The organism is Bifidobacterium avesanii (assembly GCF_009299475.1).
Lineage (GTDB): Bacteria > Actinomycetota > Actinomycetes > Actinomycetales > Bifidobacteriaceae > Bifidobacterium > Bifidobacterium avesanii.
In genome coordinates, this window is sequence record NZ_WBSN01000010.1 from 1 (window position 1) to 19,504 (window position 19,504).

Below are 19,504 nucleotides of genomic sequence, written 5' to 3' on the forward strand. Positions count from 1 at the left end.
GGTTTACTTTCCGAACCCGGTAGCTAAGGCCTGGCGCGGTGATGGTACTGCACTCGATAGGGTGCGGGAGAGTAGCACGCCGCCGCAAATTATTCGTGTTTGGCCCGGAGGGATTCCCCCTCCGGGCCATTTTTCGTATCCTCTTCCGGGGGTTCCGCGAATCCGCTGGGGATTTGGTGTTCATGACGTTATCACCTCCCGAATCCGCATAGACCAACTCCGTCGCCATGCATGTGTTTGCTGACCGGCGTATGCGGGGTTTAGAATGGTGGTGCTTCCCGTTGGGAAGCCGGCATGGGCTGCTGTCCCTGCCGCGCCGTGCTGGTGTTCGCACCTCCTGCATGGCTTTATGCCCCAGTGCTTATGCGCTTAGGCACATGGTATATATCCTTTTTCAGCGGCTCTGCAGGGCCTGACATGCATGTGGTGCAAACTGGATGATGCCGTCCGACAGCCAGGAAACAGCACTGGAAAAGGAGAAATCGCAATGAAATTCGGAGATCTTCCCAAGTCCGAGCGAGAGGCGCTAACCGCGTATGGATATGATATCGCCGCCGAGATGGAGACGTTGAACGAGCCCGCACCGGGTGATCCGACGCTTGATCCCCGCTATGATCCCTCGCGCGAATTGCGTCGCCTGAATTACCGCACGGCCAAGAAGAGATAGGCTTTTGACCTCGATTCCGGGTTCGGGGTATCCCGCAGGCGGCTACGTAGTGGTCCGCTTCCGCGTACTTTCGATTCGTGCGGTCGATTTCCCGGATGGCGGCGGACAACGACGTTGGCGTTCCAGCGTTATCGCGGCGCGGCTACTCGGGAAAAGCATGAAATCGACCGCACAAATCGGAAAAGCAAAACGACCATGGCCCGATCCGGCAGCGGAAACGGGCCTGCCCCGTGTAGTTTCCGCAAATCCTGAGAGCTTCACGTCCATGACTATCCAGTGTTGCCTCTTTTGCGAGCCGCACATTCATAACACCCGCTGTGTTCGGGCTATTCGGCGTCGTCATCAATTCCGTGCCATGGAAATCCACGCACAAATCAGAAATGTACGACTGCTGTTCATTGGATAGGGGCACCCGGCAGCCGTCGATTTGGCAGTTTCCAGTGCTGGCCATTTATTCCGCACGTTGTCTGGGACCAAGAAATTGTCGTTCAGCTCTCGACCCGTTCCTCGAAGCTGATGGTGAGCTCGCGGTCCATACCGTGGGCCAGTGCCTCGAGGGTGCGGAACGAGGGGTTGATGTGGGCCTGCTCGATGCGTCCGATCGTGATGCGCGAGACGCCGGAGCGGTCGGCGAGCTGATCCTGCGTCAGACCGCATTCCCTGCGTGCGCGGGCCAGAGCCTCGCCGATTTGGGGATAGACGTCGTTGCGGGCATCGGCGCCCGAATTGTATGCCTTGGTCATACTGGTTTTTTACCATCTGCGGCGTACGGAAAAGATCAGAGATGAACGATGAGGATCCGCAAAGTGACAAGGAAAGCGCGGGATTCCCGGACGGATTGGCGCAATGCCAATGTTCATGCCGAAAATCCCGCGCTTTCCTTGTCACCGAGATGGAGAACGAGATGGAGAATCGGGAGTCGAAGAACGCCGAAACGGTCAGTCCTCCAGCGAGCCGAACACCGGCGGGGTCTTCTCGCCCGCTCGGATCTCCAGCGGCAGGGTGTTCTGGAACGGCGCGAACGGGCAGGTGCAGAACACCGTGAAGGCGCACGGCAGGTTCATCGCGCGGTTGAAGTCCACGTAGGTGACCGTGGTTGGGTCGCTGATGTCGAAGCCGAGCACGCGGGCGCCGCCGTAGGTTTCCTTGCCGGAGGTCTGGTCGCGGAAGAGCAGGTTGCCCTCGTTGGTGATGTTCGCGCGGTTGTTGAGATACACCCGTTCGCCGGTTTCCGGGTCGATGGTGTGTGCGCCGGAATCGTCGTTGTGCTGTTCGAAGACGATGAGGTCGCGCGGGGTGCCGTCGAAGTCGACGTGCAGCGTGCCGATGGAGGTCTCGTTGTGCGACAGGCCGCCGTCCACCGCGCCCACGGTCACGTCCTCATGGTCGGCCGGCTCGAAGCTGGCGGGGAAGACCCACCGCTGGTCCGGCTCGAACGCGGGGGAGCCCTCGAACCCGGAAATGCCGGCGGAATGCGGGTCGCGCACGCGCACGGCGAACTGACGGTCGTCGCCGATGCGCTTGATGAGCTGCGCGCGCACGTCCCCGTTGTAGAAGTCCTCGAGGTTGAAGTCGCCCACGTCCGGGACCTTCACCGTGAACGGCCCGGTGATCGGCTCGCCGCGGTTGACGATCGTGGGGCCATCGACCGGCGGCGTGTAGATCACGGTGTCCCCGTCCTGACGCCATGTGCCGGGGAAGCTGGCGAAGGTCTTTTCGCGGCCGTTCTCCAGCCAGTCGATGCTGACCAGCGACAGCCAGCCATACGGTTCGCGCATGTAGGCGTCGCGCTTGGCCTTCCACTCGAGCCATTCGGCGCGGAATTGCTCGGGGGACTGGTTCTTGAGGTCGTCGTAGGTGATGGAGGGGTCGCGGGAAAACAGTTCCATGGGGATGCGGTTCCTTTATTGCAAAATCGGCGGAATGACGGACGTGGTTCGGAAAGGCGATCAGGCGGCGAGGGCGTCGTCCTGCAGTGCGTTGTCCTCGTGCACGATGGTCGGCGTGGTCTCGCCCACGCGCACCTCGAACGGCAGGAAGTTCTCGGCCGGGGCGAACGGGCACGTGCAGTACAGCGTGAACGCGCACGGCAGGTTGGTGGAGCGGTTGAAGTCCACGTAGGTGATGGTGGCCGGGTCGGAGACGTCGAACGACAGGCCGCGGGCGCCGCCGTAGGTCTCCTTGCCGGAGGTCTGGTCGCGGAAGAGCGCGAAGCCGTGGCCGTCGGTGTTCTGGCGGTTGTCGAGGTAGACGGTCTTGCCGGTTTCGGGGTCGACCTTGGTCCAGCCGGAGTCGTCGTTGTGGCCCTGGAACACGGCCAGACGGTAGTCCTTGCCGTCCTTGGTGAACGTCACGTAGCCGATGATGGTCTCGTTGTGGGACAGGTCGCCGAGCACCGCGCCGGTCTCGGAGTTCTTCCACTCGGCGAGCGGCTCGTAGTGGGCCGGCAGCACCCAGCTGCGGTCGAGCGGGAAGTGGGGCACGCCCTGGAAGCTGCGGCGGGTGGCGGAGTTGGGGTCGCGCTGGCGGACCGCGAACTGGCGGCTCGCGCCGATGCGCTTGATGAGCTGGGCGCGCACGCCCTCGTAGTCGAAGTCCTCCACATTGACGTCCGCGTGGATGGTCACCTCGATGTCCTTCGGGGCGGTGATCGCCTCGCCGCGGTTGACCACGGTCTTGCCGGGCTCGGGCGTGTAGGTGACGACGTCGCCGTGCTGCGTCCACGTGCCGGGGAAGTTGGGGATGGTGATGGTCTCGCCGTCCGCCAGCCAGTCGATGCTGCGCAGGGACAGCCAGCCGTATTCGGAGTCGAGCTGAGCCTCACGGGCCTCGTGCCAGCGCTGCCAGTCGGCGGCGTACTCCTCGTCGGTCTGGTTGATGACGTCCTGGTAGGTCAGTGCGTTGCTCATGGCTGGTTCCCCTTTGGTGTGTGGCGTGGTTGACGCGATGCGTGATATGCGTAATGGATGGATGGAGTGGATGGAACCGCGAAGGTGCGTTCGCCGCCGCGGTGGTTCCGAATGTAACCGATGCGGACGGGCGAATCACGCGTTTTGGTATATGCGTTGGTTATGGACGGTTCGCAATGCGGCCCGGATCATGCGCCTGCATGCCATCCATAACCAGAACGTATAACGCCGCCCATCGCCCGCCGCCCGCGTCCGCGGAACGCGCGGACCGCCCGCCGGCGCCGGAACGACGCCGATTGATAACGCGTTATGTCCCGCGTATAACGGCCGCTTATGCATGGCTCAAATCAGCGGCGATAGTTCCGGGCGCATTTGGCCGCCCGATCTGCCCTAGACTCGCAACCAATTCCGATCAAGCAATGATCGGCCGAACGTCATGAGGGAGAACATCGTGAAGTCCACAACATTCAAGGCCGTGTTCGCGGCGGCAACCGCAGCCCTGCTGGTGCTCACGTCCGCATGCGGCCAGAAGGGCGACATCACCGGCGAGGCCCATGCGGCCGACGGCGGCGCGCGCACCATCATCGTCGCCACCTCCGGCACGCCCGCCCCCATGACGCAGGTGAACGCGGACGGCACCGTGGGCGGCTACGAGATCGACCTGCTCAAGGAGGCCGACAAGCTCATCGACGACTACGACTTCAAGTACGAGCAGGTCGACTTCGCCGGCATTACCGGCGGCCTCGACAGCGGCAAGTTCCAGATCGGCGCCAACTTCTTCAACTACACGCCCGAGCGCGCGCAGAAGTTCGTCTTCTCCAAGTACGCGCACTACCGCGACCAGGCCGCCGTGCTCACGCGCCCCGGCTTCGCGCAGGAGCACCCGTTCCATTCGCTCGCCGACCTGGGCGGCTACAACGTGCCGTCCGACTCCAACGGCTCCGCGTTCCAGGTGTTCGTGGAGGACTACAACAAGCTGTTCCCGAACAACCCCATCAAGATCACGTACACGCCGGCCGACCACGCCACGCGCCTGCGCCAGATCAGCCAGGGCCAGTTCGACTACGGCTACGGCGGCCGCTTCCACCAGAAGGTGTACGCGCAGGACCTCGGCGTGCAGGTGGACTACGTGCCGATCCCCGACAGCTTCGCCACCACCGACGCGGAGAAGCAGCTCATCAAGTCGCTGCGTCAGGAGACCTACTACCTGTTCCCGAAGACCGACGAGGGGCAGAAGATCTCCGACGAGGTGGACAAGGCGCTCAAGACGCTCCACGAAAACGGCACCATGCAGAAGCTGTCCGAACAGTACTTCGGCTACGACCTGACCGGGGACGACAGCGTCTGGCAGTGACGCCTCCGGGCCGCCTGCACCGCGTCGTCCACACCATGAAAGGACTTGGACATGCCTGACATTTTCAACCCGTCGTACATCATCGAGGACATCCCCTCGATCCTCCGGGGCCTGCCCGTGACGCTGGAGATCGTGCTCTTCGCCGCGATCGTCGGCTGGGCGTTCGGCCTGCTGCTCGCGCTCGTCAAGATGCACCGCATCCCCGTGCTCTATCAGATCTGCGGCGTGTTCGTCTCGTTCACGCGCGGCACGCCGGAGCTCGTGCAGCTGTTCCTCGCGTTCTACGGCATCCCGGTGGTGCTGCAGTACACGAACTACTACTGGGGCACCGGCATCAGCATCAACGGCATCCCGAAAATGCTCTTCGTGCTCGTCGCGTTCACCAACATCATGGCCGCCTACTCCGCCGAGTCGTTCCGCGCCACGCTCGAGGGCGTGGACAAGGGCCAGATGGAGGCCGCGCTGTCCACCGGCATGTCCAAGTTCAACGCGTACCGCAAGATCGTGCTGCCGCAGGCGCTCGTGGTCGCGGTCCCCTCGCTCGGCGCCCAGTTCGTGAGCATGCTCAAGGGCACGTCGCTGGCGTTCGTCGTCTCCGTGGTGGACATGACCTCCGCCGGCCAGCTCGCCGCCTCGCGCACGTACCGCTACCTTGAGATGTACATCGCGCTCGCCGCCCTGTACTGGATTCTCTCCGGCCTGTTCTCCGTGCTGTTCCGTCTGCTGGAGAAGCGCCTCAAGCGCAATGAGCGCGTCATCGTGGACACCGAGCCGGCCGTGTGGGTGCCGCGCGTCAAGGTGCCGTCCCTCGCCGCGCTCGCCGGCGACCGAGTCGAAAGGAAGCCCGGGTATGGTCTTGCGGATCTCCAACCTGCACAAGCGATTTGACGACAACGAGGTGCTGCGCGGCGTGGACTTGACCGTCGGCGACGGACAGGTCGTCGGCCTGATCGGCTCCTCCGGCGCCGGCAAGTCCACGCTGCTGCGCTGCGTCAACTTCCTCGAGAAGCCGGACGAGGGCCGGTTCTCGATCGACGACTTCACCGTGGACGCCGCCACCGCCTCCAAGAAGGACATCGCCGCGCTGCGCAGGCTCACCGCCATGGTGTTCCAGAGCTTCAACCTGTACAAGCTCAAGACCGTGGCCGAGAACGTGGAGCTCGCCCTGACGGACGTGCAGGGCGTGCCGAAGCGCGAGGCGCGCGAAACCGCGCTCGACTTCCTCAACCGCGTGGGCCTGTACGACAAGCGCAACAGCTTCCCGGACAAGCTCTCCGGCGGCCAGCAGCAGCGCGTGGCCCTGGCCCGCGCGGCCGTCCTGAGGCCGAAGGTCATGCTGCTCGACGAGCCGACCTCCGCGCTCGACCCGGAGAACGTGGGCGAGGTCCTCGACGTGATCCGCGCGCTCGCGGACGAGGGACAGTCCATGATCATCGCCTCGCATGAGATGAACTTCCTGTATCAGGTGGCCGACCACGTGGCTTTCATGGACCAGGGCAAAATCGTCGAGGAGGGCTCCGCCGAGGACGTGTTCAGGCACCCCGAGCACGATCGCACGAAGCAGTTCCTCTCCCGCGTGCGCCTGTAGGACGCGCCTGCAGGGCCCGAGACCAGCCACCGCGCAACATCCAGAAGGACGACAGCACACATGTCACAACAGCAGCCGGCGGACGGCGAACGCATCACGCTTCGCCTCGCCACCCCGCAGGACGCGGGGGAGATCGCCGAGTTCTACGCCCCGTACGCCACGGGCACGGCGGTCAACTTCGAATACGACGCGCCCGACGCCGCCGAATTCGCCCGACGCATCGAGGGCGTGCAGCGCACGTTCCCGTTCATCACGGCCGTGAGGCACGACCCGTTCGGCGGCGAGCACATCGTCGGCTACGTGTTCGCCACGCCCATGGGGTCGCGCCCGGCCTACACGTGGTCAGCGGACACCTCCATCTACCTGAACCGCGACTACCGCGGCCACCGCATCGGCACGCTGCTGTACGACGCGCTCGAACCGATCCTCGCGTATCAGGGCGTCGTGGAGCTGTTCTCCTGCATCACCGTCAGCGAGCACGACGATCTGGCGGATCTGACCGACCCCGCGGCTCGGGAGGCCACCCTGGCGCGCGTGAACGACCCGCACCTGCCCGTCACCAGCCCGCGGTTCCACAGGGCCAAGGGGTATTTCCCCGTCGGACGTGAACTCGGCGTAGGCTATAAACTCGGCACGTGGTATGACAAGCTGTGGATGCAGAAGCACCTGCAGGCCCGTCCCGCGGAGCCGAAGCCGCTCGTGAAGCTGCCGGACGTACCGGAATCGGTGATCGACGACGCCTTCGCGCGGGCGCTGGAACGCCATGGGCACACGCTATGAGGAGAGGAACAGCAAAGCAATGACCGTTGATTTCGCCACGCAGGCCATCCACGCCGGCTACGACCGCCGGGCGAACGGGGACGCCGTGAACGTGCCCATATACGCCAGCGCCGCGTTCGACATGGAAAGCGCCATCCGCGGCGACGCGCTCGCCGGCGGCACGACCACCGGGTTTTCGTACTCGCGCGTGGCCAACCCCACCGTGGACGTGCTCGAAAAGCGGCTCGCGGCCCTTGAAGGGGGAGACAACGCCGTGGCCGTCGCCTCCGGCATGGCGGCCGTGTCGTTCGCGCTGCTGTGCGCGGCGGAGGGCGGCGGCAGGATCATCTCGCCGACCAACCTGTACGGCGCCTCGGTGGACGCCATGGAGAGCTTCTTCCCGCAGTTCGGCGTGCACACCGACTTCGTGAAGGACATCAACGATCTGGACGAGGTCGCCTCTAAGATCGGTCCGGACACGCGCGCGATCTTCTGCGAGTCCGTGGCCAACCCGTCCACCGAGATCACCGACGTCGAGCCGCTGGCGGCGCTTGCGCACGAACACGGCATCCCGCTCATCGTGGACAACACCGTGCCCACGCCCTACCTGTTTCGCCCGATCGAATTCGGTGCGGACGTGGTGGTGCACTCCACCACCAAGGGCATTACCGGCCACGGCAACGCGATCGGCGGCGCGATCGTGGACGGCGGGCGCTTCGACTGGGCGAACGGTCGGTTCCCGCAGTTCACCACCGTGGAGCAGGTCATCAGCGACGAGCGCCACAACGAGTGGAAGAGCTTCGTGGACGCGTTCGGCGCGGAGGCGTACATCCGCCGCGTGCGCATCAAGTACCTGCGCACGTTCGGCGCCGTGGCGAGCCCGTTCAACGCGTACCTGTCGCTGGTCGGTCTGGAGACGATCGGCCCGCGCGTGAGCCGCGAGGTGGCCACCGCCACGGCCGTCGCGTGCCGGCTCACGGAGCTGCCGCATGTGAAGGCCGTGAACTACGCGGGCATCGGCACCACCGGCCAGAACGATCTGGTGGCCAAGTACTACCCGAACGGCGTCGGCACGATCCTGTCGTTCCTCGTGGACGGCGACGAGGACAACGTGCGACGCATCCTCAACGGCACGAAGGTGTTCAGCTACGTGCCGAACATCGGCGACTCCCGGTCGCTCATCGTGGACCCCGCGCGCATCACCCACCGCGAGGTGCCGCGCGCGTACCGCGAGGCCGCCGGCGTGACCGACAACCTCATCCGCCTGTCGATCGGTCTGGAGGACGCGGGGGACCTCATCGCGGATCTCGAGCAGGCCATCGCCGGGGCGTACTGAGCGCTGCCGCGGGTTTGAACGAACGGGGGCGGGTCGAGATGGTTCGACTCGCCCCCGTTCGTCTCTATTGTTCGGATGGCATTTGCGGGCCCTCGGCGGGCCGAGCCTCAGCGCTGTGCCTCAGCGTGCTGTGCCTCAGCGCGCCACGGAATCCTTGTCGATGAGCGTGCAGCGGACGCGCGTCTCCACCGGGCCGTCCAGCGGCGGCAGGGGAGCGGTGGTATGCGGCAGTTCGTCGGCGGAGGGCACGCGGTCCTCGATCATCGAGATCACCTTGCGCGTGGCCCAGTAGCCCATCTCGTAATGCGGCAGCTCCACCGTGGTGAGCTCCGGCACAAGCGTCTCCGCGATGAGGCGGTGGTTGTCCACGCCCACCACGGACAGGTCCTCGCCGACCGTCAGATCAAGTTTCATGGCGGCCTGATAGACGTAGAGCGCGCGGGCGTCGTTCCAGCAGAACACGCCGTCCGGGCGCTGTTCGCCGATGAGTCGGTCCACCGCGTCCTGCGCGGGACGGTGGAACATCACGTTGGTCGTCAGACGGTCGTCGAACGGCAGGCCGGACTCCTCAAGCGCGCGGCGGTACCCCTCGAACCGCAGGCGCTGCGCGACCATCGGCTCTGAGCAGCCCACGTACGCGATGCGCGTGCATCCGGCGTCGATGAGCCGCTTGGTGGCGTCGTAGCCGATGCCCACCTCGTCCGGCGTCACGCTCGGCACGCGGCCCGCACGGTCGGTGGCGTCCACGAGCACGGTCGGGTACTCGGCGAGCCCCTCGGGTACGTCGGTGATGCGGTTCGACATCTTGGCGTACAGGAACCCGTCCACGCCGTAGCGCTTCAGCGCGGCGATCTCCTCCGGCTCGTCCGTGAGGCCGTCCACGTTCACCGTGATCATCATGTACCCGGCCGCGCTTGCGGCGTCCTGCGCGCCGAGGATGATGCCGCCCGCAAACGGCGTGGTGGCGATCTCCTCGCTCACGAACCCGAGGATGCGCGTGCGGCTGGTGCGCAGCGAGCGGGCCAGCGGATTCGGCTTGTATCCCAACGCATCCGCCACGTCCCTTACCTTCTTGGCGATGCTGGGCTTCACCCTTCCCGCATCACGCCCGTTGAGAACGAGCGATACGCTGGAAACCGAGACCCCCGTTCTCTCAGCAATCTCCTTCATCGTGGTCATGAGGCAATAGTGTACCGCACGACCTTCGTGGCGACCGGGGCTTGGCCTCACGGAGAGGGAAATCGGTTTCGGCTTACTCCCGCTTGCCTTCCGCGTCGTCAGCGAGAATGCGGTCGACCAGTGCGGGCTTCTCCTTGAGCTGGCCCTCGAAGCCGGGGCGGATGTCGAGCTTCAGGGTCACGCCGGTGCGGTAGCCCTGCTCGGCGAGCTTCTTGGCGGCGGCCACTGCCACGCGCACCACGTCGTCCAGGTCGCCCTCCATGTTGGTGAACATGGCGTTCGTCTCGTTGGGCAGGCCGGACTCGCGGATCACCTCGATGGCCTGCGACACGTAGTCGCTCAGCTCCGCGCCCACGCCGTTCGGGGCGATGGCGAGGGCCGCCACGGTGTTGAGGTACGGCTTGCCGGTTTCGGGGTTGACGGGGACTTCCTGCTTTTCCGCATAGCGGTCGATGGCCATGTGTTGCGCTCCTTGGATGTAGTTGGATGTGGCTGGATGTAGTTGGATGTGGCTGAGGTTGTTCGGCGGCGGGTTTTAGAATTTCCACGCGTGGTTGAGCGGGCCGGAACCGTGGCCCAGATCAAGCCCCGCCTTGATCGCGCCGGTGAGGTACTTCTTGGCGCGCTTGACGGCCTTGGGCAGCGGATCGCCCTTGGCGAGGCCCGCGGCGATGGCGGAGCTCAGCGTGCAGCCGGTGCCGTGCGTGTTCGGGTTGTCGAGGCGCGTGCCGGGGAACCAGGTGATTGCCCCGTCGGCGTCCACGAGCACGTCGTCGGCCTCGCCGGTCACATTGTGGCCTCCCTTGACGAGCGTCGCGCAGCCGAACCGCTCCGACAGGCGGGACGCGGCGGCCTCCATGTCCTCCGCGTTCGCGATGTGCGCCACGGTGAGCGTCTCCGCCTCCGGAATGTTCGGCGTGACCAGCGTGGCGAGCGGGAACAGGCGCCCGGTGAGCGCATCCACCGCGTCGTCGCCGATGAGCTTGGCCCCGGACGTGGCGATCATCACCGGGTCCAGCACCACGTTGCCGGCGTTCCAGTGCCTGAGCCGGTCCTCGATGACTTCAATAAGCGCGATCGAGGAGACCATGCCGATCTTCACGGCGGCGGGGCGGATGTCCTCGAACACGGCGTCGATCTGCGCGGCGAGCATTTCGGGGGTCACGTCCTCCACCATGCGCACCCCCGTGGTGTTCTGCGCGGTGAGCGACGTGATGGCCGTCATGCCGTACACGCCGCACGCCAGCATGGTCTTCAGGTCCGCCTGGATGCCGGCCCCGCCCGACGAATCCGAGCCCGCGATCGACAGCACGGCGGGCATGACGTTTGCGCTTTTCACCCCATGATTCATGACCTCCACTCTACCGGCGGGGGATCCCAGCGCGGTGGCTGGCGGGTGGCGATCGGGCCGTGAATGGATTGCGGGCGGGAGCTGGATGGACGGGGAGCGGGCGCTCCCTGTCCGGAGGTGCTGAAAATGGCTTCATTTCAAGGTTTGTGGGAACGATGGACGGGGAGCGGGCGCTCCCTGTCCGGGAAGTCGCTCCCGGTCCGGCCGAATGCCGTAGGTCGAACTGCCACAGTATGTTGGCGGGGCCGGTCCGCTGGGATACGCTGGAAGACGAACATTGCGCGTTGTACACAGGGGCGTGTGCACCGACGTGGATCCGGAGGTGGACAAATGGGAAATGGAACCCTCGCCATGGTGGACAACGACCCGCTGGTGCTGCAATTGCTGGGGATAAGGCTCAGACAGCTGCTGCCGGGGTGGACGGTTCTGTGGACGGCCGCGCGCGGCGAGGACGTGCTGGTGCGCTGGAAGGTGGACGGACGGCGTCCTGACGTGTTGCTGGTGGATATGTCCATGGAATCGATGAGCGGGCCGGCCCTGTGCCGCGAAGTCCGGCTGCGCGGCGAGAAGCCGGCGATCCTCGCCATGACGGCGTTCTCGATCGGACGGTATGCGGCGGACGCGGCGCGGGCCGGGGCCCAGGGCATCGTCGCCAAGCACGACACCGTGCGTCTTGCCGAGGCGATCCGAGGCGTGGCAGGCGGCGGCAGATGGTCGGATGACGGCGCCGGCGAAGACGCATCGGCGCGTTTCGACACGGCTCATGACGCCTATCTGCGCATACAGGGCGAAAGGCCGACCGGCGTCGCCGCGCTCAACGACACCGAACGCCGACTGGTGGACCTGTGCGCACGGGGCTACACGTCGGACCGCATCGCGCGGGAGACCGGGCGCGGCGTCTCCACGGTCAACACGCATCTGGAGCGCGCGGTGCGCAAGTCCGGCGCCGGCAATCGCCTCGAACTCGTGACCATGTGGCTGCGCGAACGGATGGGGTGAGACGGTGAACGGAACGATGCCGGACCGCCTGGACCGGGCGCTGCGGTGGTGCCGGACGTGCACGGCGTTCGGCGTGCGGATGCATCCCGCCGCGGCGTTCGGTCTGCTGCTGGCGGCGCTGACGGACGTCACGCTGTGCGTGCGCATGGGTTTGCCGATGGAAGGCATGCTCGACACGGTGTCGATCTACCTGACCGCGGCGGGGATCGCCGCACTGTGGCCGCGCGTCGGATGCTGCGGGCTGGTGCTGTACGCCGCGGTCGTTGGCTGGCTGGATTTGAATGGCGTGCAGTATGCCGTGCTGCCGGTGACCGGCATGTGGCTGGCGGCGTTCCTGCTGTGCTCCCGCGTGCCATGGCGCCGTGCCGTGGCGATTGCCGTGCCGGTGGCCGGCGCATGCGCGATCGCGGACTGCGGACCGTATGGCGTCGCCGCGCTGGGGAATGCCGCGAGGCTGACGCACATGGCCGGTTGCGCGCTTGCGGTGGCGGCCGGCGTGCTGGCATCGGTCGGCACCGCGCTTGCGGCCCGCGCCGACGCGGAGCGCGATGGGCTGCGGGATGGGGAGCGGCTTCGCCTGATGCGCCGGAACTCCGAATTCGCCCGCATCCTGCACGACACGGTGATGAACGACCTGTCCGTGATCGCCATGACGGCGGACGTCTGCCTCGACGGGACTTCGCGGGAAACGGCTGTGCCCGGTGACGAAGCGCGGTATTGGGCCATCGTCCGCGATCGGTCCCGTGCCGGCTGGACGGCGCTGCGCGGCCTGCTGGATCGGCTGCGCGCCGACGAGGACGACGGGTCCGCGCTCGCCGGCAACGCCGCGGGGTTCATGACTGCGCTGCGGCGGGAATGCGCGGACTTCCAGTCGTCCCTTGCTGCGGCGGGCATGGTGGGGGAATCGGCGGTGAGCGGGGAATGCCATGCGATCGACGCGTCGAGCGCCGTGGAGACGCTGAGCCTCATACGTCAATGCCGGTCGAACGTGCTGCGCCACGCACGTGGGGTGGGCCGGCGGTACGCGCTGCATGTGGTGATCGGCGAGCGGAGTGTCACGGTGACGCAAACCAACGGGATGAATGCCGTGGCGAATGCGCATATGGTCGGGGAACGGCGTGGGAGCGGCTGGCTTGCGGCGGGTCACGGGCTGGCGTTGCATCGGCAGCTGCTTGAGCATTGCGGTGGCACGCTCGAATGCGGGCCGCGGGACGGGCAATGGGAGCTGCATGCCGTGATCCCGTTGCATCCGAATCTGTATTAGACGCATGCGTCACGATCGGCGTGCCGCGCAACCGCCACGGGTGCGGAACCACGGCCATCCGCATAGTGTGCGGCAGGTTTCGGGTTGCGCTGACATCTATCCGCGTTCTGTGCAGCACTCCATTATGCGTTTGCCATCGCTTCGATGGGCTTTTCCACCCCAAATGCGCGGCTTTTGGCCTGTCTCGGTCCGCTCCGCTCGTCATCTCGGGAATTGAGTGCCGCACACTATGCGAATGGGTGTCCGCGAACCGTCAAATCTGCTGCACACTATGCGGATAGCGGCGCGGCGGACGTTCGCTTGCGGGAGCTGGCGGGAGCATGCGGGATCGGGCGAAAATGCCACAGGGATTTCGCGGGCGCGCGGCGGGGCCATAGGCTTGAAATAACGGCGGATTCGACGGCGAATCGGCGAACATCGAAAAATCGGAGGCGATGGCGATGCTGGAGGTCAAGGCGAATGGCGGGGTGTATTGGCCCGGTATGATTCTTGGCGTCATCGGTTTGGCGCAGGGCGCGTGGGACCTGTGGCATGAGGCGCTGCGTTCGGGAGGCGGCGCGGCCGTGCGGCCTGCGTTGTTTGCGCTGTGGATGGTGCCGACGGCGGTGGGACTCGTCTTCAACGTGGTGTGGGCGATCGCCTCATACCGCATGGCGGACAGCCGAGCCAAATGCCGCGCGGTGATCGTCTGCTGCATCGTGGAGCTGATCGTGACGGCGGTCGGCGGCGTGGAACTGGTTCTGCAGCTGGGAGCCGGTCCGGTCATGTTGTTGCCCCTGATCGCGGCCGCGGTGTGGATGCTGCTGCTGGCGCTGTTGTATGTGGGCATCGCCCGCGAAGTGCATGACTACGCGGTTTCGCAGGGGTACATGCCGCGTTTCTGACGCACATGCCCGCGTTGCGCAGTATGCGCATACCGGTCCGCGCGCACAATGAGCGAATCCAGTGCCGTGGAGCCCCAAAACGGGCCGTAAAACACTGGATCCGCTCATTCCGCGCCAATCGAAGCGCACAATGAGCGGATCCAGTGTGTAGGCGTTACGCACGTTCCGCGCGTGCCATGAATGGGCGGGCTACTGCGCGGCGGTGTAGAGCTTGCCGCCGTTCTCGCGGAACTTCTCGCTCATCGCGGCCATGCCCTTCGACGCGATCTCCGCCTCGGAGTCGGCCACGACGCGCTCCTGCTGGGCCGCGTCGCCGAACTGCTTGCGGATGTTCTGCGAGATGGCCATCGAGCAGAACTTCGGGCCGCACATGGAGCAGAAGTGCGCCATCTTGGCCGGCTCGGCGGGCAGCGTCTCGTCGTGGAAGGCGATGGCGGTGTCCGGGTCGTAGGAGAGGTTGAACTGGTCGAGCCAGCGGAACTCAAAGCGCGCCTTGGAGATCGCGAGGTCGCGGTCCTGCGCGTGCGGGTGGTGCTTGGCGATGTCCGCCGCGTGGCAGGCGATCTTGTAGGCGATCACGCCCTGCTTCACGTCGTCCTTGTTCGGCAGGCCCAGATGCTCCTTCGGGGTCACGTAGCACAGCATGGCGGTGCCGTAGCGGGCGATCTCCACGCCGCCGATCGCGGACGTGATGTGGTCGTAGCCGGGGGCCGTGTCCGTGGTGAGCGGGCCGAGCGTGTAGAACGGGGCGTCCTGGCAGATGGCCTTCTCCATCTCGATGTTCATGCGCACGGTGTCGAACGGGATGTGGCCCGGGCCCTCGATCATCACCTGCACGTCCTTGGCCCACGCGCGCTTGGTGAGCTCGCCCAGGGTCATGAGCTCGGCGATCTGCGCCGCGTCGTTGGCGTCCGCCAGCGAGCCCGGGCGCAGGCCGTCGCCCAGCGAGAACGCCACGTCGTACTTGGCGAAGATGTCGCACAGCTCGTCGAAGTGCGTGTACAGGAAGCTCTCCTGATGGTGCTGCAGGCACCACTCGGCCATGATCGAGCCGCCGCGCGAGACGATGCCCGTGACGCGGTTCGCGGTGAGCGGCACGAAGCGCAGCAGCACGCCCGCGTGGATGGTCATGTAGTCCACGCCCTGCTCGCACTGCTCGATCACCGTGTCGCGGAACAGCTCCCAGCTGAGCTTCGAGGCGTCGTCCTCGACCTTCTCCAGCGCCTGGTACATCGGCACGGTGCCGATCGGGACGGGGGAGTTGCGCAGGATCCACTCGCGCGTGGTGTGGATGTCGTTGCCGGTCGACAGGTCCATGACGGTGTCCGCGCCCCACTTGGTGGCCCACGTGAGCTTCTCCACCTCCTCGTCGATGGAGCTGGTGACCGCCGAGTTGCCCATGTTGGCGTTGAGCTTGGTGAGGAATTTCGAGCCGATGATCATCGGCTCGGCCTCCGGATGGTTGATGTTGCAAGGCATGACCGCGCGGCCTGCGGCGAGCTCGGAGCGCACCAGCTCCACGTCGCAGTTCTCGCGCTCGGCCACGTACTTCATCTCCGGGGTGATGATGTTGTGGCGGGCGTACCACATCTGCGTGACCGGGTGGTCCTTGGCCTTCATCGGCTCGTGCTTGCGGCCGCGCCACTCCTTGGTGGCCTTGCCGCGCTTGATCGCGCGCTTGCCGTCGTCCGCGAGGTTGCGCCGGCGGCCCTCGTACTCCACCACGTCGCCGCGGTCCTTGATCCAGTCGAGGCGCAGGGGCTTCAGGCCCTCCTTCGGATCGCACTTGGGACCCTCGGTGTTGTAGTCGATGAACGGCGGGTTCGGGCCCACGCCGGGGGTGTCGGACAGCTTGATCTCCGTGTACGGCACCTCGAGGTCGTAGGAGCCGAACTGGTTCTCGAAGTGCACGGACTTGGTCTTGCGGATGTGGGCCTTGTCGCGCTGCTTGGAGCCGCGGGCCGCGATGTCCACCGCCTGCTGCTTGGCGAGGCGCTGGGCCTCCTTGGCCTCCTTGGCGTTGGTGAACTTCTTCTCCGTGGGAGCGGTCTGCGGGGCCTCGGCGGCCGGCTCGGCGGCCACGCGCTTGGCGTACCCGTGCTTCGCGTCGCCGCGCACGGCCTTCCACGCGTCCACGAGCTCGCGGGTGGCGGCCTGCGGGTCGTCCGCGCCGGCGATCGCGGAGACCACGAACCAGCCGGCGGCCTTGGTGCCCGCCAGCATCGGCACGTCCGCCGCGGTCACGCCGCCGCCGACCACGACCGGGAAGTCGCAGGCCGAGCAGATGGTGTTGATCTGCGCCTCGTCGAGCGTGCGGCCGGAGCCGTCGTTGCCCACCGCGGCCTCCGGCTTGGTGGAGGAATGATGCAGCGGGCCGGCGCCGATGTAGTCGATGCAGCCGTCAGGCAGCTCGTTGATGAGCTTGACGAGGCTTTCGGTCTCGGCGGACAGGCCCACGATCGCGTCGTCGCCCAGCAGGGCGCGGGCTTCGCGCGGCTCCATGTCGGTCTGTCCGATGTGCACGCCGTCGACCTTGATGCCCTTGTTGCGGCACTGCCAGACCACGTCCACGCGGTCGTCGATCACGAAGGCCACCGAATCGGACTTGTCGTTGTCCTCGATGATCTGCGCCACGTCCTGGGCGAGCGAGGTGATCTCCTTGGCGTCCGCGTCCTTGGCGCGCAGCTGGATGAAGGTCGCGCCGCCGCGAAGGGCCTCCTCGACCACGTCGGTCACGGGCCTGCCCTTGGTGTCCTGCGGGCCGACCACGAAGTACGCGGACAGGTCGAAGCTGTCGCGCATCGAGGCGAATGGATAGTTGTTCATCGGTGCTCCTTTTGGTTGTGATGAAGCTTGGGAAAACTGGATAACCGGGATGATTGGGATAACTGGATGTGGAAGGTCTGCTGACTGGTCGGCCGGTCGGGCCGTGCGGGGCTATGACTGTGCGCGGCTACACGGGGAGGATCGGGCTCGCCGCCACTTCGTCGGCGGTGAGGTTCCACAGGGCGTCGAGCAGCTCCACCTGGAACGAGCCCGGGCCGTGCGCGCGGCGCTGGGCGGTCTCGCCTGCGCGGTTGTACAGGGCACTCGCCGCGAGGGCCGCGATCAGCGGGTCGGCGACGGCCAGATAGGTCGCCATCACGCCGCCGAGCGAGCAGCCGGCGCCGGTGATCTTGGTCATGAGCGCGCTGCCGCCGGGCAGGCGGAACGTGCGCTCTCCGTCGGTCACCAGATCGACCGGGCCGGACACGGCGACGGCGGCGCGGCGTCGGGACTCCGGGGCGTTGGCCGCGAGGAACCGGGCGAGGGCTTCGGCGGCCGGGGCGGCGGCGTCCACATCGTCCACGGATTCCACGCCGGCCGGGCGGTGGCGGGAGGTGGCGGGCGCGGCGTCTGTTGCGTTGCCGTCGGTGTCGGCCGCGTTCAGGCCCCACATGTCCGCCAGCGCGATGATCTCCGAGGCGTTGCCGCGCACGATGGTGGGCGGCGTCTCGCGGAAGGCGGCGAGGATCGCGGTGCGGGTCTCGCCGATGCCGGCGGCCACGGGGTCGAGCACCCACGGATGCGCGGCGTCGTGGTACGCGCGGGCGATGCGGGGGAGCGCCTCGCGGTAGAACGGCTGCAGCGTGCCGACGTTCACGTAGTCGGCGCGGGAGATGGACATGGAGCCGATCACGTCGTCCGGCAGGAAGCTCATCGCCGCCACGCCGCCGGCCGCCAGCTGCGCGTTCGCCACAAGATTGATGGTCACGAAGTTGGTGAACGACTGGGCGAGCGGCGCCTGTTCGCGCACGTCGCGAACCGCCTGGGCGATGCGTTCGCGGATTGGATCGGCTGCGGGCAGGCCGCCTTCGGCGGAATTCTCCGCGGTGGGATCGCCCGCGGCGGAATCATCCACAGGATCCGAAGATATGGGTCGAGAACTATCGCTCATCAATCACTGCTCCCTACGCTGGTCTTAACCAACAGGTTCAAAGGGTCAGGCCGGATGCCTATCTCAACTCGCCGAGTGGATGCGAGTTCCCCTGCACTTGCCTACCAACGTAGAAAAAACACTGGACAGACGGGTGTTTTGGTGGTATGTGGCCGGGGCCGCTTCAGACGGGCAGCGTGGTGCCGCGCTCGATGAGCCGATGCCCGATCGTGACGCGCTGCGGCGGCTTGCCGGAATCCGGTCGCTCGATGCGGTCGAGCAGCATGGTCACCGCCGTGCCCGCCAGCTGCCGGGTGTCCGTGGCCACCGTGGTGAGCTTCGGCGTGGTGTAGTTGCCCTCGTCGATGCCGTCGAAGCCGATGAGCGACACCTCCTCGGGCACGCGCACGCCGTGGTCGTTGAGCGCGCTCAGCGCCCCGATGGCCATGGAGTCGGACATGCAGAACACACCGTCGAAGCGGCGGCCGGTTTCCAGCAGGCGGGCGGTGGCCTCGTAGGCTTCGCGGGAAGTCCAGCCGCAGATGACGAAGTTATCGGGGGCGACGGTTAATCCCGCCTCCTCCATGGCGTCGCGGTATCCGAGCGTGTATCGGACGGTCGCCCGTGTGCTTTGTTCGTCCAGCGGGAAGGTCGTGGCGTGGACGCCCAGCATGACGATATTGCGTCGTCCCTCGGCGATGAGACGGGAGATCGCGGTTTTGGCGCCCTCGCGGCACGGGGTGAAGATCGAGTCGAGCGGGCTGTCAGGCGAATGGTCGTCGATGAGCACGACGGGCTTGCCGCGGCTCAGCGTGTGGATCTCCTCGCTGGGCAGTGCGCCGGCCATCATGATCATGCCGTCGCAGAACTGGTTGGTGATGGTCTCGATGATGGATCGCTCCTCGGCCTTGGACGAGGAGGTCTGCTGCACCAGCAGCTGCAGGCCATGCCGCAGGGCTTCGATCGAGGCGGTTTTGGACAGCTCGGCCGCATAGGGCATGCCGACGTCGTAGAGCGCCAGCCCGATGATGCCGTTCTTGCCGGAACGGAGCTTCATGGCCGCGAGGTTTTTGGTGTAGTTGAGCCGTTTGGCCGCGTCGAGCACGCGGGCGCGGGTGCCGGCTCCCACCGAACCCGTTCCGTTGAGCACGTAGGAGACGGTTGCCGTGGTGACGTTCGCCTCCCGTGCCACATCCTTCATGGTGACCATGGTGTTCCTCCCGCACGCGCATTGAAATGGCCTGTGCATCAAGTAAGACTAATCGATTAATTCAAAGTGGCGCAAGGAACGGTGTAAT

Annotated in this window: 18 protein-coding genes and 1 riboswitch; of the genes, 9 read left to right on the forward strand and 9 right to left on the reverse strand. The window is 66.1% G+C overall.

Annotated features, from left to right (window positions below; genetic code table 11):
• Positions 1-487 precede the first annotated feature (487 nt).
• Positions 488-667 carry a hypothetical protein gene (locus tag DSM100685_RS06355; RefSeq protein WP_152350518.1) on the forward strand — a complete coding sequence of 60 codons (180 nt, stop codon included), beginning with the start codon at positions 488-490 and terminating at the stop codon, positions 665-667.
• 488 nt (positions 668-1,155) lie between these two features.
• Here DSM100685_RS06355 and DSM100685_RS06360 read toward each other — a convergent pair whose 3' ends face one another.
• The 3 genes from DSM100685_RS06360 to DSM100685_RS06370 all read right to left on the reverse strand — a co-directional run bounded on the left by DSM100685_RS06360 (position 1,156) and on the right by DSM100685_RS06370 (position 3,576).
• Positions 1,156-1,410, reverse strand: a complete 255-nt coding sequence (locus DSM100685_RS06360; RefSeq protein WP_152350519.1) for a helix-turn-helix transcriptional regulator — start codon at positions 1,408-1,410, stop codon at positions 1,156-1,158.
• Between the two features lie 195 nt (positions 1,411-1,605).
• Positions 1,606-2,556, reverse strand: coding sequence for a DUF1684 domain-containing protein (locus tag DSM100685_RS06365; protein ID WP_152350520.1), 951 nt, complete (start codon positions 2,554-2,556; stop codon positions 1,606-1,608).
• Positions 2,557-2,616: 60 nt separating this feature from the next.
• Positions 2,617-3,576, reverse strand: a complete 960-nt coding sequence (locus DSM100685_RS06370) for a DUF1684 domain-containing protein (RefSeq protein ID WP_152350521.1) — start codon at positions 3,574-3,576, stop codon at positions 2,617-2,619.
• 451 nt (positions 3,577-4,027) lie between these two features.
• On the opposite strand from DSM100685_RS06370, the gene DSM100685_RS06375 reads away from it, so the two are divergent.
• From DSM100685_RS06375 to DSM100685_RS06395, 5 genes are read left to right on the forward strand one after another with little or no spacing between them, the layout of a single operon-like run.
• Positions 4,028-4,930: a transporter substrate-binding domain-containing protein gene (locus DSM100685_RS06375; RefSeq protein ID WP_163200993.1), complete on the forward strand. Its 903-nt coding sequence runs from the start codon at positions 4,028-4,030 to the stop codon at positions 4,928-4,930.
• Positions 4,931-4,981: 51 nt separating this feature from the next.
• Entirely contained in the window at positions 4,982-5,818 is an 837-nt protein-coding gene (locus DSM100685_RS06380) for an amino acid ABC transporter permease (RefSeq protein WP_152350523.1), read from the forward strand.
• On the forward strand, positions 5,781-6,518 hold the full coding sequence (locus DSM100685_RS06385; RefSeq protein WP_152350524.1) for an amino acid ABC transporter ATP-binding protein: 738 nt from the start codon (positions 5,781-5,783) through the stop codon (positions 6,516-6,518). The genes DSM100685_RS06380 and DSM100685_RS06385 overlap by 38 nt, the downstream gene beginning before the upstream one ends.
• Before the next feature lie 60 nt (positions 6,519-6,578).
• Positions 6,579-7,298, forward strand: a complete 720-nt coding sequence (locus DSM100685_RS06390) for a GNAT family N-acetyltransferase (protein ID WP_152350525.1) — start codon at positions 6,579-6,581, stop codon at positions 7,296-7,298.
• A gap of 19 nt (positions 7,299-7,317) precedes the next feature.
• Positions 7,318-8,613: an O-acetylhomoserine aminocarboxypropyltransferase/cysteine synthase family protein gene (locus DSM100685_RS06395; protein ID WP_152350526.1), complete on the forward strand. Its 1,296-nt coding sequence runs from the start codon at positions 7,318-7,320 to the stop codon at positions 8,611-8,613.
• Positions 8,614-8,748: 135 nt separating this feature from the next.
• Here DSM100685_RS06395 and DSM100685_RS06400 read toward each other — a convergent pair whose 3' ends face one another.
• The 3 genes from DSM100685_RS06400 to thiD form a co-directional block, all read right to left on the reverse strand.
• Positions 8,749-9,792, reverse strand: a complete 1,044-nt coding sequence (locus DSM100685_RS06400; protein WP_152350527.1) for a LacI family DNA-binding transcriptional regulator — start codon at positions 9,790-9,792, stop codon at positions 8,749-8,751.
• Positions 9,793-9,865: 73 nt separating this feature from the next.
• Complete coding sequence (locus tag DSM100685_RS06405) at positions 9,866-10,252, reverse strand: thiamine-binding protein (protein ID WP_152350528.1); 387 nt, start codon at positions 10,250-10,252, stop codon at positions 9,866-9,868.
• Between the two features lie 75 nt (positions 10,253-10,327).
• Entirely contained in the window at positions 10,328-11,143 is an 816-nt protein-coding gene (gene thiD / locus DSM100685_RS06410) for a bifunctional hydroxymethylpyrimidine kinase/phosphomethylpyrimidine kinase (RefSeq protein WP_152350529.1), read from the reverse strand.
• 351 nt (positions 11,144-11,494) lie between these two features.
• Here thiD and DSM100685_RS06415 point away from each other — a divergent pair, with 351 nt between their 5' ends.
• The 3 genes from DSM100685_RS06415 to DSM100685_RS06425 all read left to right on the forward strand — a co-directional run bounded on the left by DSM100685_RS06415 (position 11,495) and on the right by DSM100685_RS06425 (position 14,290).
• On the forward strand, positions 11,495-12,142 hold the full coding sequence (locus tag DSM100685_RS06415) for a response regulator transcription factor (protein WP_163200995.1): 648 nt from the start codon (positions 11,495-11,497) through the stop codon (positions 12,140-12,142).
• Positions 12,143-12,146: 4 nt separating this feature from the next.
• Positions 12,147-13,406 carry a sensor histidine kinase gene (locus DSM100685_RS06420; RefSeq protein ID WP_152350531.1) on the forward strand — a complete coding sequence of 420 codons (1,260 nt, stop codon included), beginning with the start codon at positions 12,147-12,149 and terminating at the stop codon, positions 13,404-13,406.
• Between the two features lie 434 nt (positions 13,407-13,840).
• Entirely contained in the window at positions 13,841-14,290 is a 450-nt protein-coding gene (locus tag DSM100685_RS06425; RefSeq protein WP_152350532.1) for a hypothetical protein, read from the forward strand.
• Positions 14,291-14,479: 189 nt separating this feature from the next.
• On the opposite strand, the gene thiC is transcribed toward DSM100685_RS06425, so the two are convergent.
• The 3 genes from thiC to DSM100685_RS06440 all read right to left on the reverse strand — a co-directional run bounded on the left by thiC (position 14,480) and on the right by DSM100685_RS06440 (position 19,407).
• Positions 14,480-17,092, reverse strand: a complete 2,613-nt coding sequence (gene thiC / locus DSM100685_RS06430) for a phosphomethylpyrimidine synthase ThiC (RefSeq protein ID WP_204314317.1) — start codon at positions 17,090-17,092, stop codon at positions 14,480-14,482.
• Positions 17,093-17,243: 151 nt separating this feature from the next.
• On the reverse strand, positions 17,244-18,191 hold the full coding sequence (locus DSM100685_RS06435; protein WP_420837379.1) for a hydroxyethylthiazole kinase: 948 nt from the start codon (positions 18,189-18,191) through the stop codon (positions 17,244-17,246).
• Positions 18,192-18,220: 29 nt separating this feature from the next.
• Positions 18,221-18,330: riboswitch (TPP riboswitch) on the reverse strand.
• 60 nt (positions 18,331-18,390) lie between these two features.
• On the reverse strand, positions 18,391-19,407 hold the full coding sequence (locus tag DSM100685_RS06440; protein WP_163200997.1) for a LacI family DNA-binding transcriptional regulator: 1,017 nt from the start codon (positions 19,405-19,407) through the stop codon (positions 18,391-18,393).
• Positions 19,408-19,504: the final 97 nt, after the last annotated feature.

Coding starts and splice junctions, on each gene's coding strand:
- DSM100685_RS06395 (WP_152350526.1), top strand. CDS start 7,318: ATGACCGTTGATTTCGCCACGCAGGCCATCCACGCCGGCTACGACCGC.
- DSM100685_RS06415 (WP_163200995.1), top strand. CDS start 11,495: ATGGTGGACAACGACCCGCTGGTGCTGCAATTGCTGGGGATAAGGCTC.
- thiD (WP_152350529.1), bottom strand. CDS start 11,143: ATGAATCATGGGGTGAAAAGCGCAAACGTCATGCCCGCCGTGCTGTCG.
- DSM100685_RS06425 (WP_152350532.1), top strand. CDS start 13,841: ATGGCGATGCTGGAGGTCAAGGCGAATGGCGGGGTGTATTGGCCCGGT.
- DSM100685_RS06360 (WP_152350519.1), bottom strand. CDS start 1,410: ATGACCAAGGCATACAATTCGGGCGCCGATGCCCGCAACGACGTCTAT.
- DSM100685_RS06405 (WP_152350528.1), bottom strand. CDS start 10,252: ATGGCCATCGACCGCTATGCGGAAAAGCAGGAAGTCCCCGTCAACCCC.
- DSM100685_RS06390 (WP_152350525.1), top strand. CDS start 6,579: ATGTCACAACAGCAGCCGGCGGACGGCGAACGCATCACGCTTCGCCTC.
- DSM100685_RS06385 (WP_152350524.1), top strand. CDS start 5,781: ATGGTCTTGCGGATCTCCAACCTGCACAAGCGATTTGACGACAACGAG.
- DSM100685_RS06380 (WP_152350523.1), top strand. CDS start 4,982: ATGCCTGACATTTTCAACCCGTCGTACATCATCGAGGACATCCCCTCG.
- DSM100685_RS06400 (WP_152350527.1), bottom strand. CDS start 9,792: ATGACCACGATGAAGGAGATTGCTGAGAGAACGGGGGTCTCGGTTTCC.
- DSM100685_RS06440 (WP_163200997.1), bottom strand. CDS start 19,407: ATGAAGGATGTGGCACGGGAGGCGAACGTCACCACGGCAACCGTCTCC.
- thiC (WP_204314317.1), bottom strand. CDS start 17,092: ATGCGCGACAGCTTCGACCTGTCCGCGTACTTCGTGGTCGGCCCGCAG.
- DSM100685_RS06365 (WP_152350520.1), bottom strand. CDS start 2,556: ATGGAACTGTTTTCCCGCGACCCCTCCATCACCTACGACGACCTCAAG.
- DSM100685_RS06370 (WP_152350521.1), bottom strand. CDS start 3,576: ATGAGCAACGCACTGACCTACCAGGACGTCATCAACCAGACCGACGAG.
- DSM100685_RS06355 (WP_152350518.1), top strand. CDS start 488: ATGAAATTCGGAGATCTTCCCAAGTCCGAGCGAGAGGCGCTAACCGCG.